13 protein-coding genes are annotated in these 13,865 nt (G+C 52.4%); 6 read left to right on the top strand and 7 right to left on the bottom strand.

The genetic code is table 11. From position 1 onward, the window contains the following. Nucleotides 1-170: 170 nt before the first annotated feature. Both QEH52_RS10480 and QEH52_RS20720 read right to left on the bottom strand, forming a co-directional pair. A complete protein-coding gene (locus tag QEH52_RS10480) occupies nucleotides 171-812 on the bottom strand; it encodes a phosphoribosylanthranilate isomerase (protein WP_308950303.1) in 642 nt (213 codons plus the stop codon). A 37-nt stretch (nucleotides 813-849) separates the two neighbouring features. After that, the gene (locus QEH52_RS20720) at nucleotides 850-1,719 is read right to left on the bottom strand and encodes an FKBP-type peptidyl-prolyl cis-trans isomerase (RefSeq protein ID WP_308950304.1); all 870 of its coding nucleotides are present in this window, start codon (nucleotides 1,717-1,719) and stop codon (nucleotides 850-852) included. A 320-nt stretch (nucleotides 1,720-2,039) separates the two neighbouring features. Between QEH52_RS20720 and QEH52_RS10490 the strand changes: the two genes are divergently transcribed. The 4 genes from QEH52_RS10490 (at nucleotide 2,040) to QEH52_RS10505 (ending at nucleotide 5,588) form a co-directional block, all read left to right on the top strand. Further along, nucleotides 2,040-3,905: an ATP-binding protein gene (locus QEH52_RS10490; RefSeq protein WP_308950305.1), complete on the top strand. Its 1,866-nt coding sequence runs from the start codon at nucleotides 2,040-2,042 to the stop codon at nucleotides 3,903-3,905. Nucleotides 3,906-3,997: 92 nt separating this feature from the next. Next, complete coding sequence (locus QEH52_RS10495; protein ID WP_308950307.1) at nucleotides 3,998-4,216, top strand: hypothetical protein; 219 nt, start codon at nucleotides 3,998-4,000, stop codon at nucleotides 4,214-4,216. Nucleotides 4,217-4,260: 44 nt separating this feature from the next. Then, complete coding sequence (locus QEH52_RS10500; protein ID WP_308950309.1) at nucleotides 4,261-4,638, top strand: DUF983 domain-containing protein; 378 nt, start codon at nucleotides 4,261-4,263, stop codon at nucleotides 4,636-4,638. A gap of 56 nt (nucleotides 4,639-4,694) precedes the next feature. Further along, the gene (locus QEH52_RS10505; protein ID WP_308950310.1) at nucleotides 4,695-5,588 is read left to right on the top strand and encodes a hypothetical protein; all 894 of its coding nucleotides are present in this window, start codon (nucleotides 4,695-4,697) and stop codon (nucleotides 5,586-5,588) included. Between the two features lie 96 nt (nucleotides 5,589-5,684). Here QEH52_RS10505 and QEH52_RS10510 read toward each other — a convergent pair whose 3' ends face one another. The 3 genes from QEH52_RS10510 to QEH52_RS10520 all read right to left on the bottom strand — a co-directional run bounded on the left by QEH52_RS10510 (nucleotide 5,685) and on the right by QEH52_RS10520 (nucleotide 8,795). Next, nucleotides 5,685-7,517 carry a sodium:solute symporter family protein gene (locus QEH52_RS10510; protein WP_308950311.1) on the bottom strand — a complete coding sequence of 611 codons (1,833 nt, stop codon included), beginning with the start codon at nucleotides 7,515-7,517 and terminating at the stop codon, nucleotides 5,685-5,687. 17 nt (nucleotides 7,518-7,534) lie between these two features. Continuing rightward, a complete protein-coding gene (locus tag QEH52_RS10515) occupies nucleotides 7,535-7,801 on the bottom strand; it encodes a DUF4212 domain-containing protein (protein ID WP_308950312.1) in 267 nt (88 codons plus the stop codon). A gap of 127 nt (nucleotides 7,802-7,928) precedes the next feature. Further along, nucleotides 7,929-8,795, bottom strand: coding sequence for a helix-turn-helix domain-containing protein (locus QEH52_RS10520; RefSeq protein ID WP_308950313.1), 867 nt, complete (start codon nucleotides 8,793-8,795; stop codon nucleotides 7,929-7,931). A gap of 190 nt (nucleotides 8,796-8,985) precedes the next feature. Here QEH52_RS10520 and QEH52_RS10525 point away from each other — a divergent pair, with 190 nt between their 5' ends. Then, nucleotides 8,986-10,770, top strand: coding sequence for an L-fucose isomerase (locus QEH52_RS10525; RefSeq protein WP_308950314.1), 1,785 nt, complete (start codon nucleotides 8,986-8,988; stop codon nucleotides 10,768-10,770). Between the two features lie 101 nt (nucleotides 10,771-10,871). Here QEH52_RS10525 and QEH52_RS10530 read toward each other — a convergent pair whose 3' ends face one another. Beyond that, nucleotides 10,872-11,453, bottom strand: a complete 582-nt coding sequence (locus QEH52_RS10530; protein WP_308950316.1) for a hypothetical protein — start codon at nucleotides 11,451-11,453, stop codon at nucleotides 10,872-10,874. A 108-nt stretch (nucleotides 11,454-11,561) separates the two neighbouring features. Next, nucleotides 11,562-12,488: a LysR family transcriptional regulator gene (locus QEH52_RS10535; RefSeq protein ID WP_308950318.1), complete on the bottom strand. Its 927-nt coding sequence runs from the start codon at nucleotides 12,486-12,488 to the stop codon at nucleotides 11,562-11,564. Nucleotides 12,489-12,631: 143 nt separating this feature from the next. On the opposite strand from QEH52_RS10535, the gene QEH52_RS10540 reads away from it, so the two are divergent. Next, nucleotides 12,632-13,840: an efflux RND transporter periplasmic adaptor subunit gene (locus tag QEH52_RS10540; RefSeq protein WP_308950319.1), complete on the top strand. Its 1,209-nt coding sequence runs from the start codon at nucleotides 12,632-12,634 to the stop codon at nucleotides 13,838-13,840. Nucleotides 13,841-13,865: the final 25 nt, after the last annotated feature.

Here is a 13,865-nt window from a genome sequence, read left to right on the forward strand (position 1 = left end):
CAGGATAAGAAGCGAATCCAGAGAACCAGTTCTAATTACGGTCCTAGAGAGGGCACTTTGAATTATGCAATGGCATTGCGACTTGTCACGCCCGCGTTGTGATGGCTTCTGCGGATCGGCGGGCGTGACCAGTCGCGCCCCTACCGATCGACCCAGGTGCTCCGCTAGCGCTAATCACGTAACAAGCGAAAGACCTCGCGCAGCTTGGCGGGGTCTTTGATGCCGGGCTGGCTCTCGACGCCGCTGTTGATATCGAGATGCTCGGCCGTCGTCGAGGCCACTGCGGAGCTGACGTTGTCAGGCGACAAGCCGCCAGCGAGCACCCAATGCGTCTGCGGGTGGGCTGCTTGGAGCTGATTGAAGCGTGCCCAATCGCCTACTTTTCCAGTGCCTCCGACTTGATTCTTTGCGAAGGTGTCGATCAAAATGCTGTCGGCATAGTCTAACATCGCGACGGGGAAGCAATCTTCCGGCGCCATGCGAGGTGCCAACCAGAGTCGCTCACGCCCGACCAACTGCGACCATGCGCGAAGCGTTGCCGTGTCTGTATCAACGGGACAGTGAATCTGAAAATAATCGAAACCGGCATCGCGATAGCGTGCCAAATCCGCTGGATCGGTGGCGACGTCGACCATCACCCGCTTGCCCACCGGCACGCGCGATGCGAGTTCACGCGCGCGCTCAAGACTAAGCCCGCGCGGTGATTTCGAATACATGATAAAGCCGCAGTAATCTGCCCCGAGCGAAAGCGTCAAATCGACGTCTTCCTCTCGGGTCAGACCACAGACTTTAATTTGGAGCGTGCGCGCCATGTATTCTTGTTAAAATAAGCGTCTCTCGGAGCGAGACTTACTGACCGATCTTAATCAGCTCGACATCGAAGACTAAGGTGCCTGCAGGTGCACCGCCTTGTGGCTGGTCGCCATAAGCGAGCTTACCGGGAATCCAAAAACGGCGTTTTTCGCCTTCAACCATAAGTTGCACCCCTTCTGTCCAACCGGGGATCACTTGGTATAGACCAAAGGTCGCTGGAGAGCCACGCATGACGGAGCTGTCGAACATTTGACCGTCGGTAGTCCAACCACTGTAGTGCACGGTCACCATATCTTGCTTGCTTGGGTGCTGGCTACCTGTGCCGGCAGAGAGCACACGCGAAGCGAGGCCGCTTTCACGAACTTCGGCGTTGGCAGGCACGGATGCGACATCTTCAGGCACCTTGGGGGGCTCTGGTGCTTTTTCAATACCGAGCAGCTCGACATCAAATACAAGTAAACCGCCTGGACGGCCGCCACCTGGGTTTTCGCCATAAGCGAGCTCTGCGGGAATCCAGAAGCGGCGTTTCTCACCGACAACCATCAGCTGCAGACCTTCGGTCCAACCCTTGATCACGCGATTGAGCGGGAAGCTAGTGGGTGAACCGCGCTTTACAGAACTATCGAACATTTGGCCGTCGGTAGTCCAACCGCTGTAGTGCACGGTCACAGTATCGGCCGCTGCAGGTGATTCAGCGCCGGAGCCTGCTGTCAATACACGCGAAGCGAGACCAGAAGCGGTGACTTCTGCGTCGGATGGAACGGAGTTTACGTCTTTAGGAGTTTCTAACATAGAATAGGTATCGTTTTCGGACGCGCTAGAGGTCAACGGAAAAGCGTAAAAGGCGCAAAAGACGCCCAGTAGCGTCGCGTTGAATAAGAAGAGGCGGTTCTTTGTAGGCTTCATAAATAGAATGGATGCGGTGAATAAAAAACAGCACCATTGTGTGAGTCTGACTCAATGGCAAATGTATGCGAAAAATATTACATAGATTCTTTTTAATCAGCGCCCCGCCCCACTCAGCGATGGGACGATACCAATCGATTTCAAACGATTCGAATCTTTCTGATAGACTCGCATCGAAAATACTGATTACTCAGAATGTGTAAACGCAATGCCTACAAGACGATACAAATTGCACAAAACCTCACGTCCTTAACATCTGCTATGCACAGAAAGACACCCCCTTCAGAATGTTGAGCGCCCGACTACCCCGTTTCAAACGCTTGACTAAGGTTTATGCCGACGCGAATCCCTTTATTCGGCTTCAGGCGCGGCTATTCCTAGGGCTCAATTGCCTACTCATCGCACTCGCGGTACTCAACCTAAGTCGATTTTTTTGGTTTCAACCACCACAGTTGGGCATACGGATCGGCTTCAATCTGATGATTCTAGTTGCCAGCTTGATTGCAGTCGGCATCGCATCGCGAGGACGATTAAAATTCGCAGGATCGATTCTAGCGCTCACATTGGTGCTGCCCATACACACGATCCTGCTAATGATGCCGGCAAACCTGTTCCAAGAGCCCTTGGGGGCTGCTTTTCAGCTCTTTGTGTTCGATATCTTTCTATTGTTTCTAACATTAATTTTCGCACACAAACGCAGTGCAGTGGTCTGCTTCGTCTTTATTTTACTGGGTAATATCAACCTCTATTATAAAACCCTGCAGAGTGAGCCAATCGCCGGCAGCTTAAACTTTGCCGCTCACAGCTTAGCGCGCGATGGCATGCTTGCTTTCGTATTTTTCTTTGTCGCAGGCGTGATGCTGGTCGCCATTTTGCAAGCGACTGCGAAGCGCAGTGAAAAAGCACTCGCAGCGGTGGAGTCCATGAATGAACAGCTGGAGACCCGTGTCCAAGAGCGCACCCAGGAACTGGAAGCAGCTAGCAAAAAAGCTCACGCAGCCACACAGGCCAAGAGCGAATTTCTAGCGACCATGAGTCATGAAATCCGCACTCCACTCTTTGGCATCATTGCACATGCGGAACTGCTCAAAGATAAGAATCATAATTTCTCAGAGGAAAACATAAAAGATATCAATGCAATCGCCAACTCCAGCGACCTCCTACTCAGTCTGATTAATGACGTCTTGGACTTTTCTAAGATCGAAGCCAACCAGCTCAAGCTGGAAGCGCACACCTTCTCCCTCCAGCAGCTCATACAAGACTGCCTCGATTCTGTCACGCCCAACGCGACACAAAAAAAATTGTCGCTCTCTGACTCCACCCATGCGCAAGAAGAGTTATTTTTGTCAGGCGATAGCATGCGACTCAAACAAGTGCTCTTAAACCTCTTGAGCAACGCCATTAAATTCACAGCGGAAGGTGGATCAGTCACTTTAAACGCTCAGCTAGCAGAGCTAAAATCCAATCAAGCACAGGTCAATTTTTCAGTCGAGGATACTGGCATCGGCATGGTCGCAAGTGCGCAAGACACGATCTTTAACCGCTTTACACAAGCGAACAGCTCCACCACCCGGCAATATGGCGGCACCGGCCTAGGGCTCGCGATCTGTTATCAATTAGTCCAAATGATGGGAGGCCAATTATCCGTAAAGAGTCAACTCGGCCAAGGCTCCACTTTTGCATTCCAGCTCAGCTTTCCTGTCATTCCACAGGCCCCGGTGGCCGTGTCCCCTTCAAGCGGCAACTCGAGCGCCAACTATAGCCATTTTGAACAGCACATTTTAGTCGCCGAAGATAACCCGGCCAATCAATTCATCATCCGGCGCCAACTCGAATCTCTCGGCTGCACATGCCAAATAGTAGGCAACGGTGCCGAAGCGCTGGAAGCGCTGACTCAGGATGCCAATTTTGATCTAATCTTGATGGATCACCACATGCCGATCATGGATGGCCCGCAAGCGGCCCAAAAGCTTCGCGCATGGGAACAACTGACATCCCCCACGCAGCAACAACTCACAGCGAGTAAACTACCGATCATCGTGTTCACGGCCAATGTCATTGATGAGGATCGTTTTTCAGAAGACTACCCGCACATGACAGATTTCCTAATCAAGCCGCTTAAAATACAGCAATTACAAGATATGTTGCTCAAATATCATACAGCAGCAGGGCAAGTTTTGAGCTAACTCTCGCTGATGACCACAGAGGCGGCAGATATTTGTATCGCCCCGCATATACAACATTGCCAGCGGCATGCGGGCAAGCTATCGTGCCCCCGATGAAGCTAGCACAAGGACAAATTTGGAAGACCTCACCGGACGTACATAGCCATGGCGGCGATGCGGTCTACCTACGCATCGTAAAATTGGAACGTCTCGCGGTGACGTATAAAGAAATGCTCGAGCCCAACACTAAAGACGGCACGCACAAAGACACCACAAAGAAGATCTTTTGTCGCTTGATTAAGAATGCCGAACTGGTCAGCGATGAGCTGTAAACACTGAGCGCGACTACTTTAAACGTTTTTAGTCAGACTTCAGAATGCAGATCCAACGTGGAGAGATTTTCACCCGAACCATGACCGGGCGTTGCCCGAACTGTGGGCATTTTGGAATTTTCAAAAATTGGTTTCGACTCAACAAGCGCTGCCCCAGTTGCGAGATGGAGCTAGAAAAAGAGGAGTCCGGATTTTATTTTGGAACCACCTCGATCGGCTACGTGCTGGCGATTGTCATAGTGATTATCCCCGTTTGCATACTCGTCGTCATGGACATGCTCAACATGTGGCTGGGCGTCGCCATCGCGATCCTAGGCTCGACCTTGTTGTGCACCCTGCTCTACCCGATCATGCTCTGCTGGGTGATCATGCTCTACTATGTGGTCCAAGCAGAAGAGCTGCCCGAAAACCAGAAAAAGTAAGTATGCCAGTTCAGTTTAAACATCGTAAGACAGGTGCCCCACCTGTCCCAACATGTGTGAAAGAAGCAGAAAACACACTATTGCCGGCCCAAGCATGGCAGGCGATTGCGGAGCAGCACCGCCAACGCGCTGAAAAATGGACGACCCCCTACCGTGCACGACGGGCCGCACGGCAGATGCACCCAATCTATGACTTTCTATTCATCTACTATCGCAACAAGCCCTCCCAACTCGAGGCCTGGCACCCGGGCCTAGGCATCGGTTTGCAAGAGGCGCCGCTCGGCGATACGTATAAGTCAAAGCACTACAGCTGCCGGAATGGGATCACACGCTTGGATCCGACGCTGATGACTGATTCGACGCGCCACCGCATGGAGATGGTAGAGCGCCTCTGTCAGGCAGTCAAAGAACGGCCGCCCGCCTTTGGCTGCTTTGGCATGCACGAATGGGCCATGGTTTACCAAGGAGATGCCGACGGCGAAGTTCGCCATGGCGAGCGCTTGCCCTTGCGCCTCTCGCAACAGGCAACGGATGCCTACGTCCGCAGTCGGCCGATCCAATGTACTCACTTCGATGCCTTCCGTTTTTTCAGCCCCGGTGCGAAAGCATTTAATCGCATCCAACCGAGTAAAGACAGTCGCATAGAAAACGAGCAATGTGGCTGTCTGCACACCAACATGGACCTGTATAAACTGGCGGCTCAGTGTATGCCCTGGATCGGGTCAGAGTTGCTGTGGCAGTGCTTCCATTTTGCTGTCGGCGCGCGCCAGTTGGACATGCAAGCCAGTCCTTATGACTGTAGCTCACTCGGCTTTGAACCCGTCAAAGTGGAAACCCCCAGCGGCAAACTCGAATACGAGCGCCGCCAGCGCGCCCTGAGTGAGGCCGCACAGCCCTTGCGAGATGAACTCATCGCGCGGCTACAAGCAGTGCTGCAAACAGAATCGTAGCTCGATCAAGCTGCGCTGTCGCAGCACAGTGATTTTATATTCAAGCAATACGGCGGGCCTGAAGATGAGGCAGTGTAGCCAGATTCACTCCGATCGCTAGATCTCGAAATCGTGATCCTTCGCCTCGCCGGCACCACTGGGGATATGGATTTCGGCCACCATATCTTGAACATGTTGCGGGGCATCCCCGGTGAATGCTTTCACACTAAAGGCGACTGCAAAGTTGAGCAACATACCGACGAAGCCGATGCCCTCAGGCGTGATACCGAAGAGCAGTTGTTCATCATGCCCACCTAAGAATTGGAAGTATACGATGTAACCGATCGTGAAACTAATGCCCGCCAGCATGCCCGAAATCGCACCGACCTTATTCATCTTCTTAGAAAAGATACCGATCAACAAAGTTGGAAAAAACGAAGAAGCAGCGAGGCCAAATGCGAAAGCCACGGTCTTGGCGATGAAGGCCGAAGGCGGATTGATCCCAAAGTAAGCAGCCACCCCGAGTGCAATGAAAGAAGCCGCGCGCGCGTAATTGACCTCCTCGCGATCGCTCAAGTCGGGCTTCACGATCTTCTTCATCAAATCGTGCGAAATCGAAGTCGAGAGCACCAATAACAGGCCTGCCGCCGTCGACAAGGCGGCCGCGATACAGCCCGCCATCAGCAGTGCGATCACCCACATCGGCAAGCCAGCCATATAGGGATTGGCCATCACCATGATGTCATTACCAAACCAAAGTTCGTTGGGATTCGAGTCATCCGCTTTACTTGCCAGTAAGCGCTCGCCATGCAAGCCGATGCGCTGATTTTCGGGCGCATCATAGCTGGGATAGACGGGGCTTTTACTTTGAAACACAGTAAACGTGCCCGCCTCCGATTTGCCGGGGCCTGAATATTGAATCCGACCATCCCCATTTTTATCCACCCACGCCATTTGCCCCGTGGCTTCGAAATCATAAAACCATGCGGGCGCTTCGGTATAGGCGGTGCCGTTCAGCTTCTCGATCAAGTTCACTCGCGAAAAGGCGCCAATCGTAGGTGCGGTCAGGTAAATCACGGCGATAAAGCTAAGCGTCCATGCCGCCGAGCGACGCACCGAACGCACATTTTTAACCGTAAAGAAGCGCACAATCACATGTGGCAAACCGGCCGTGCCACACATCAGTGCTGCAGTGATACAAAACATATTGATGGTGGATATGTTGCCCGAGGTATATTCCCGAAAGCCAAGCTCGGTATTAATATTGTTGAGCTTCTGTAAAAAGGGCACCACCGGCTCGCTGGCGGTATAATCGCCAATCAGTCCCAATTGCGGAATGACATTACCCGTTAAAGCCATTGCAATGTAGATTGCTGGAATCGTATACGCAAAGGCCATCACACAATACTGAGCCACCTGAGTATACGTGATGCCCTTCATCCCGCCGAGCCCCGCATAGGCAAACACGATCGCCGCGCCGATGATCACACCAAAGGGGATGCTAATGCCGAACAACTGCGAAAACACCACGCCTACACCACGCATTTGCCCCATGATGTAGGTCATACAAATAAAGATCGCGCACACCACCGCCACACCCCGTGCGAGCTTGGAGTAATAACGGTCACCGATAAAATCCGGCACCGTAGCCTTACCAAACTTACGCAAATACGGCACCATCAACACGGTCAACAAGACGAAGCCCCCGGTCCAGCCCATCAAGAAACGCGAAGCATCGTAACCGCTGATCGCAACTGTGCCCGCCATCGAAATAAAAGTGGCCGCCGACATCCAATCGGCCGCGGTCGCCATACCATTGGCAAAGGGCGAAACACCCCCACCTGCTGTGTAATATTCTTTAGTCGATGCTGCCCGCGAACGAACTGCAATCGTGATATAAAGGGCAAAGCTCAGCCCAATGAAAATGAAATTAAGGGTATCTTGTGACATGGGGAAAAGTGGAGAAATTAGCTCTCTTCAGAGTAGCCATGCTTACGATCCAAACGATTCATTAAGCATGCAAAGATAATTAAGATGAGCACAAATCCGAGAATTGAGCCTTGCTGTGCCATCCAAAAGCCAAAGGGCGCGCCCCCCACCATCGGCGCATGCGCATCCAACCAATCGCGCAGTAAAATGCCCGCGCCAAAACTGATCGAAAACCAGACAGCGAGCAGACAGAGAGTAATTTTTAGACAGGCACGACGATGTGCGCGGGGGTGATCCACTTCCATATTCTTATAAGGGGTATTAGGAAAAGTGCAAATACTGCGATATTCTGTCCCACTTCCAAGAGTAAAGTTAGCTTTTATAATCGGCATACAAGTCAAGAAAGCTGCCGCCTCTATAATTACCGCTGGCCTATGGAGTATCCGACTGATTTGACATCACGGAACTGGGCGCACAGCCCATCACTTTTCTAAAAACACGCGAAAAGTGCAAGGGGTCTTCATAGCCCAACTCGTGCCCAACCGCTCCCACCTGCAATTGTCCATCGTGCAAAAGCAACCAAGCCGCACTCATTTTTCGGTGCAATAACACCTGATAAGGCGACTCTCCATGATACTTCTTAAAAATACGACACAGATACTCACTCGTATATCCAGACCGCTCAGCCAAATCAGCCAGCGTGTGTAAGCTTTTATACTCTCGCTGTAAGATCTGCAACGACAACTCATACACCTTGCGCGAGCGCGAACGGTCCCCTTGCGATAGGCCCAAGTGTCGAGCAATCAAAGCCATCAACACCTCCTCCAAGCTAGAAACAATTTTTGAAGTATGGGCATCGCTGCGCTGGCCTTGATCTAATAATTGGTCAAAAATCGGGACCACAGAGGTCGGATTGCCCAATGGGTACAGTCGCCCTGGCGTCAAGCCAGCCTCCCGCCACAAGTCGGGATACACCTGCCCGCTGCGCACCAGAAAGTATTTGCGAAAGGGGCGATCCTGATCATTTCCGAAATACTGCGGCACCCCGGGGCCGTAGGTATACACATCGCCAAATCGCAACTCCCTCACCTGCGCCCCTTCCCGATAAAACCCATGTCCGCCGACCACAAACTCCAGCGTCCAAAAGGGGAACTCATTGCGCTCGATGGTATAATCAGGCGTACACTCCTCATAGCCTAAAATAAAGGCGCGCTCATTGCCATCGGAGGGCCGTGGCAAGTTGGCGTAGCGCCCCTTCTCGACTTGGGAGGACAATTCTAAGGGAAATTCTTCCATCATGCAGACATTCAAATAATTTGATCAATAATATCCATATCTTGTCAGCAATCCCCCTAGCATAAAAGCTCAAAATATGTGATAGTTCACCTTCGTGACTCAATAAAGACTGACGACTCGAGCGTTATCATATAATATCCCCGAGTCTACGCGGTCTGATGACACATTCACCTCAAAATAATACATACACACTATGAGTAAGCACCCATTCCCATTTCCTAAAATTGGCATTCGCCCTACAATCGACGGTCGCCGTGGCGGCGTTCGTGAGTCTTTGGAAGACATCACCATGAACATGGCCAAGCGTGTCGCGAAGCTGTTTTCAGATGAACTACGCAACCTGGACGGCAGCGCAGTCGAATGCGTGATTGCCGACAGCACAATTGGTGGCGTGCGTGAAGCGGCCGCTTGCGAAGAAAAATTTCAGCGTGAAGGTGTCGGGCTCAGCCTCACAGTCACGCCTTGCTGGTGCTATGGCTCGGAGACCATGGACATGGATCCACATCGTCCCAAAGCAATCTGGGGTTTCAACGGCACTGAGCGTCCGGGTGCGGTTTACCTGGCTGCCGCCTTGGCTGGTCACACACAAAAGGGCATCCCCGCATTTGGTATTTATGGCAAAGATGTGCAAGACGCAGGCGATGACAGCATGCCCGAAGACGTCGTTATCAAGCTTTTGACCTTCGCACGTGCCGGTCTCGCAGTCGCTTACATGCGTGGCAAAGCCTACCTCTCCATGGGCGGCACCTCCATGGGGATCGCTGGCTCGGTCGTCGATTCCTCTTTCTGGGAAGGCAACCTAGGCATGCGAGTGGAAGCCATCGACATGTCAGAATTTGCAGGCCGCATGCGCAAAGGCACTTACGACCAAGCCGAATATGAGAAAGCCCTTGCTTGGGTGAAAGAAAATTGCCCCGAAGGCAAGGACTACAACAGCGAAGAAACCAAGCGCAGTCGCGAGCAACTCGATAGCGAATGGGAAGATTCGGTCAAGATGGCACTCATCGCTCGCGACCTCATGGTCGGCAACGACAATCTAGTCGAAGCGGGCTATGGTGAACAAGCGCAAGGCCACTACGCGATCGCCGCAGGCTTCCAAGGCCAACGCCAATGGACCGACCACTTCCCAAATGGTGATTTCATGGAGGCAATTCTCAACACTTCCTTCGACTGGAATGGCAAGCGCCCCCCTTACATCGTCGCCACCGAGAACGACGCGCTCAACGGCGCAGGCATGCTCTTCGGTCAACTATTGACTAACAGCGCACAGATCTTTGCAGACCTCCGCACCTACTGGAGCCCCGATGCGGTGGCTCGCGTAGCCGACGGATATCAGCTCGAAGGCAAAGCTGCCGACGGCCTACTCCACTTAATCAACTCTGGCCCCGCAGCACTTGATGGCACCGGCGATCAGACCGATGCGGACGGCAAACCTACGATGAAGCCCTTTTGGGAGATCACCGACGAGGAAGCCGAAGCCAGCCTCAAGAACACCACTTGGCACCCCTCGATCACCGAGTATTTCCCTGGTGGCGGCATGAGCACGCGCTTCAAGACCAAGGGCGGCATGAAGGCGACCATGATTCGCCTCAACCTCGCTGCAGGCCTCGGCCCTTGCCTACAAATCGCTGAAGGCTGGACAGTCGAGCTGCCTGAAAACGTGCACGACGCACTGGACGAGCGCACGAACCCAAGCTGGCCGACCACATGGTTCGCACCTCGCCTCACAGGCAAGGGTGCATTCAGCTCCGCCTACGAAGTCATGAACAACTGGGGCGCCAACCACTGTGTGATGACTGCTGGTCACGTGGGTGACCTCTACATCACCTTGGCATCGATGCTACGTATCCCAGTATACATGCACAACATCGAAGAAGAGCGTGTCTTCCGCCCCAGTGCATGGCGCGCCTTTGGCACCGCCGACCTAGAAGGTGCCGACTTCCGCGCCTGCCAGTCCTACGGCCCACTCTACAAATAGTCTGAACCGATAGACGTTTTTCAATATCCGCATGGCATCACTGCCATGCGGATATTTTGTATACCGCCCCTGGTTCAAAGAACCGAGACTACAAAGCACTACTATTTACGGGGAAAACGACGCGCACCGACCGCAACAAGCCCCATCATACCAGTAATCAACGCAAAACTGCTGGGCTCAGGAATCACGCTCCAAGTGCCAATGGCCCCTCCCTGAGAAGGCTGATAACCATTATTGATCAATCCAGTTGCACCAATGCTCGGAATTGCTGCAGCGAAAGCAGATAAGTTAATCGTCCCCACACCAGTAAACGCAGGCGCACTCGTGACAAATTCCTGATTCTCCCCACCAACCGTACTATAAATACTTAGATCATCACCCACCACCACGGCGCCATCGCCAAAAGCAAAGCTAACAGTTTCATTATAAGATAATGTTGTGCCACGGGCAGTCAGGTCGCCACCAATACTGACTGAATCAGTCAAATCTTGGGGTGACGTGAAAAAATCCTCCAAAGAGATACCCACAGCAAAGCCAACATCCCCTGTCGCATTAATCAATGAATGGTCCGTTTCACTGATCAATAAAATATTTGAAAGATCGCTAATATCAATCGTTAGATTTATCGCATGAGAGACTGTTGCGGACAAAGAAACTGAAGCGATTAGTGTTTTGGATAGCATACGCATTAGCAGCGTTTATGTCACAAATAAGAAGCCCTAGCAATTAAGTAACCTTCGCCGAAAAAAGGTTTTACAAATAATTCACAAACCTGTTTTTCGCCCCCACAATCAGCGCTGATCAAGGTCCACGCTGTGCAATATTTCCACGAAATTATTGACCAAGGTAGACTGTAAATTGCGCCGCCAGACGGCAGATAAAAAGATCTCCAAGTCGTCCCCATCTTCTAGGATCGGCTTTATCACTACCTGCGGAATGTCTCCAAAAAACCGGGGAAAGACCAGCGACACACCATAATTACCTGCCAACATAGTCATCATTAGTTCTAAGTTCGCCACGAACTTGAGCGGCTTATGATAAATGTTTCGCTCCGATAGAATGCTCTGCGTGACACGTCGGTGCAGGTCATACATGCCGGCTTTACCGATGCAGAAAATATGATCCTCATCAAAGTCCTTTAAGCTCACTAGATCTTGCTTCGCCAGTGGATGCTGCACACTCATCGCGATCCGCGCACGCGACTTCACCACCTGCACAGATTTAAACTCACGCGTCTCCCGCAAATTAGGATCGAAGGAAAAGCCCAAGTGCACGCTGCCCGCACGTAGCTCACTCATTAGATCGCGGTAGCCGATGTCGTGCAGACTCACATCCACCTTCGGATATGCGACCCGAAACCTGGATAAGGTGTCTGAAAGTAAGCCCAGCGACATACTGCCCAAACCCGCAATTTGTAAGTGCCCACGACGCCCCGCTTGCGCATCACGCGCCATTTCACGTGCCATATCAATGCGCTCCATAATGTCGCGCGCCTCTTCCAACAATACCACCCCCGCCTCTGTCAAACGCGTGCCACCAGTGTCTCGATCTAGCAGCTTCACACTAATTGACGACTCCAAATCCTTGATCTGCCGACTCAAGGCAGGCTGCGCAACGTTCAGTCGCTCAGCGGCTCGACGGAAATTCAGCGTCTCCGCGACTGCTATAAAATACTTCAAATGTCGCAACTCCATCCACAACTGATACCTAAACGGCATCAATCTGCAAACAACAAAGTAAGATCATTTTTCCAAATAAGCTGTATGTTATGCGGCTGCACACAATTCACAGCGATCCTGATCGCGCTGCACTAGTTCCCTTCGACAGCCTCGGCTCTCGGAGGGCTCTTATTTTATAGAAAATGAAAACACAGCCATCCTCCTTCCGTCCCTTCACGCGCATCGCGGTCTCACTCGCGCTAGTCGGCCAGTTGCTGGTGCTGAGCGCCTGTAACCAAGACGCGGATACGAATACCAGCAGCCAGGCATCAGCTGCCCCAGCGCTGCCCGTCAGTGTGCACCAGGTAGAAACCGAGCCCGTCACGCTCAAGCGCGAGCTCTCAGGCCGCACCTCCCCCCTGCGTATCGCAGAGGTTCGGGCACGGGTGAATGGCATTATAGAAAAGCGCCATTTCGTAGAAGGTGCAATGGTGCAGGCAGGCGAACTACTCTACCAAATCGATCCAGCGCCCTATCAGGCCCAGCTGGATGCCGCGCAGGCGAACCTTGAGCGCGTTGAAGCGAGCTATGCCTCGGCGCAGCAACAAGCGGAACGCTACAAAACCTTGGTCGAAACCAACGCCGTTTCACGCCAAAACTACGACGACGCCAACGCGGCCGCACTCGCTCTAAAAGCCGAAATCGCAGCGGCTAAAGCAAGCCTGAGAGTCGCAGAAATCAACCTAGGCTATACACGTGTGACCGCTCCCATCACAGGACGCATCGGTCAATCCGAAGTGACCGAAGGTGCCTATGTTCAGCAAGCCAGCGCCACCCTGCTCAGTACGATTCAACAACTCGACACCTTATATTTGGACCTCAATGAATCTGCTGAAGAAGTACTCCAACTACAAGAGGACTTAGCCACTGGAAAACTCGAAAATTCAAATAAAGAAAATGCGTCCATCGAAGTCATTTTAGCCGATGGCAGCCTCTACCCGGAACTTGGCTCACTGCAGTTTTCCGACGTCAGCGTGAACACCACCACTGGTACAGTCAAACTACGCGCCACCCTTCCAAACCCGGATGCCAAGCTATTGCCTGGCATGTTTCTACGCGCTCGCTTGATCGAAGGTATCGATCCCGACGCCATACTAGTGCCCCACTCCTTGGTCGGCCGCAACAGCAAGGGGCAAGCCACTGTATACTTAGTCAACGAGCAGAACACTGTCGAAGTACGCATCGTGGAAACAGATCGTTCAATAGGCAATGCATGGCTAATCACCGACGGCCTGCAAGCGGGCGAACGTATTATCAGCAACAATCTACAAAAGATTCGTCCTGGCATGGCGGTGCAGCCCCAAGCGGCAACGAGCAGTGACGCATCCAACGATGAGGCACCTACGGCATAATTCACACGCCGACTTTTATATTTAA

Origin of the sequence: Thalassobacterium maritimum, from assembly GCF_031127805.1 — a bacterium.
GTDB classification, from domain to species: domain Bacteria; phylum Verrucomicrobiota; class Verrucomicrobiia; order Opitutales; family Coraliomargaritaceae; genus Thalassobacterium; species Thalassobacterium maritimum.

Excerpts from the sequence above, each read along its gene's own strand:
- QEH52_RS10480 (WP_308950303.1), bottom strand. The coding sequence starts at position 812 with ATGGCGCGCACGCTCCAAATTAAAGTCTGTGGTCTGACCCGAGAGGAA.
- QEH52_RS20720 (WP_308950304.1), bottom strand. The coding sequence starts at position 1,719 with ATGAAGCCTACAAAGAACCGCCTCTTCTTATTCAACGCGACGCTACTG.
- QEH52_RS10495 (WP_308950307.1), top strand. The coding sequence starts at position 3,998 with ATGAAGCTAGCACAAGGACAAATTTGGAAGACCTCACCGGACGTACAT.
- QEH52_RS10500 (WP_308950309.1), top strand. The coding sequence starts at position 4,261 with ATGCAGATCCAACGTGGAGAGATTTTCACCCGAACCATGACCGGGCGT.
- QEH52_RS10510 (WP_308950311.1), bottom strand. The coding sequence starts at position 7,517 with ATGTCACAAGATACCCTTAATTTCATTTTCATTGGGCTGAGCTTTGCC.
- QEH52_RS10515 (WP_308950312.1), bottom strand. The coding sequence starts at position 7,801 with ATGGAAGTGGATCACCCCCGCGCACATCGTCGTGCCTGTCTAAAAATT.
- QEH52_RS10520 (WP_308950313.1), bottom strand. The coding sequence starts at position 8,795 with ATGATGGAAGAATTTCCCTTAGAATTGTCCTCCCAAGTCGAGAAGGGG.
- QEH52_RS10525 (WP_308950314.1), top strand. The coding sequence starts at position 8,986 with ATGAGTAAGCACCCATTCCCATTTCCTAAAATTGGCATTCGCCCTACA.
- QEH52_RS10530 (WP_308950316.1), bottom strand. The coding sequence starts at position 11,453 with ATGCTATCCAAAACACTAATCGCTTCAGTTTCTTTGTCCGCAACAGTC.
- QEH52_RS10535 (WP_308950318.1), bottom strand. The coding sequence starts at position 12,488 with ATGCCGTTTAGGTATCAGTTGTGGATGGAGTTGCGACATTTGAAGTAT.
- QEH52_RS10540 (WP_308950319.1), top strand. The coding sequence starts at position 12,632 with ATGAAAACACAGCCATCCTCCTTCCGTCCCTTCACGCGCATCGCGGTC.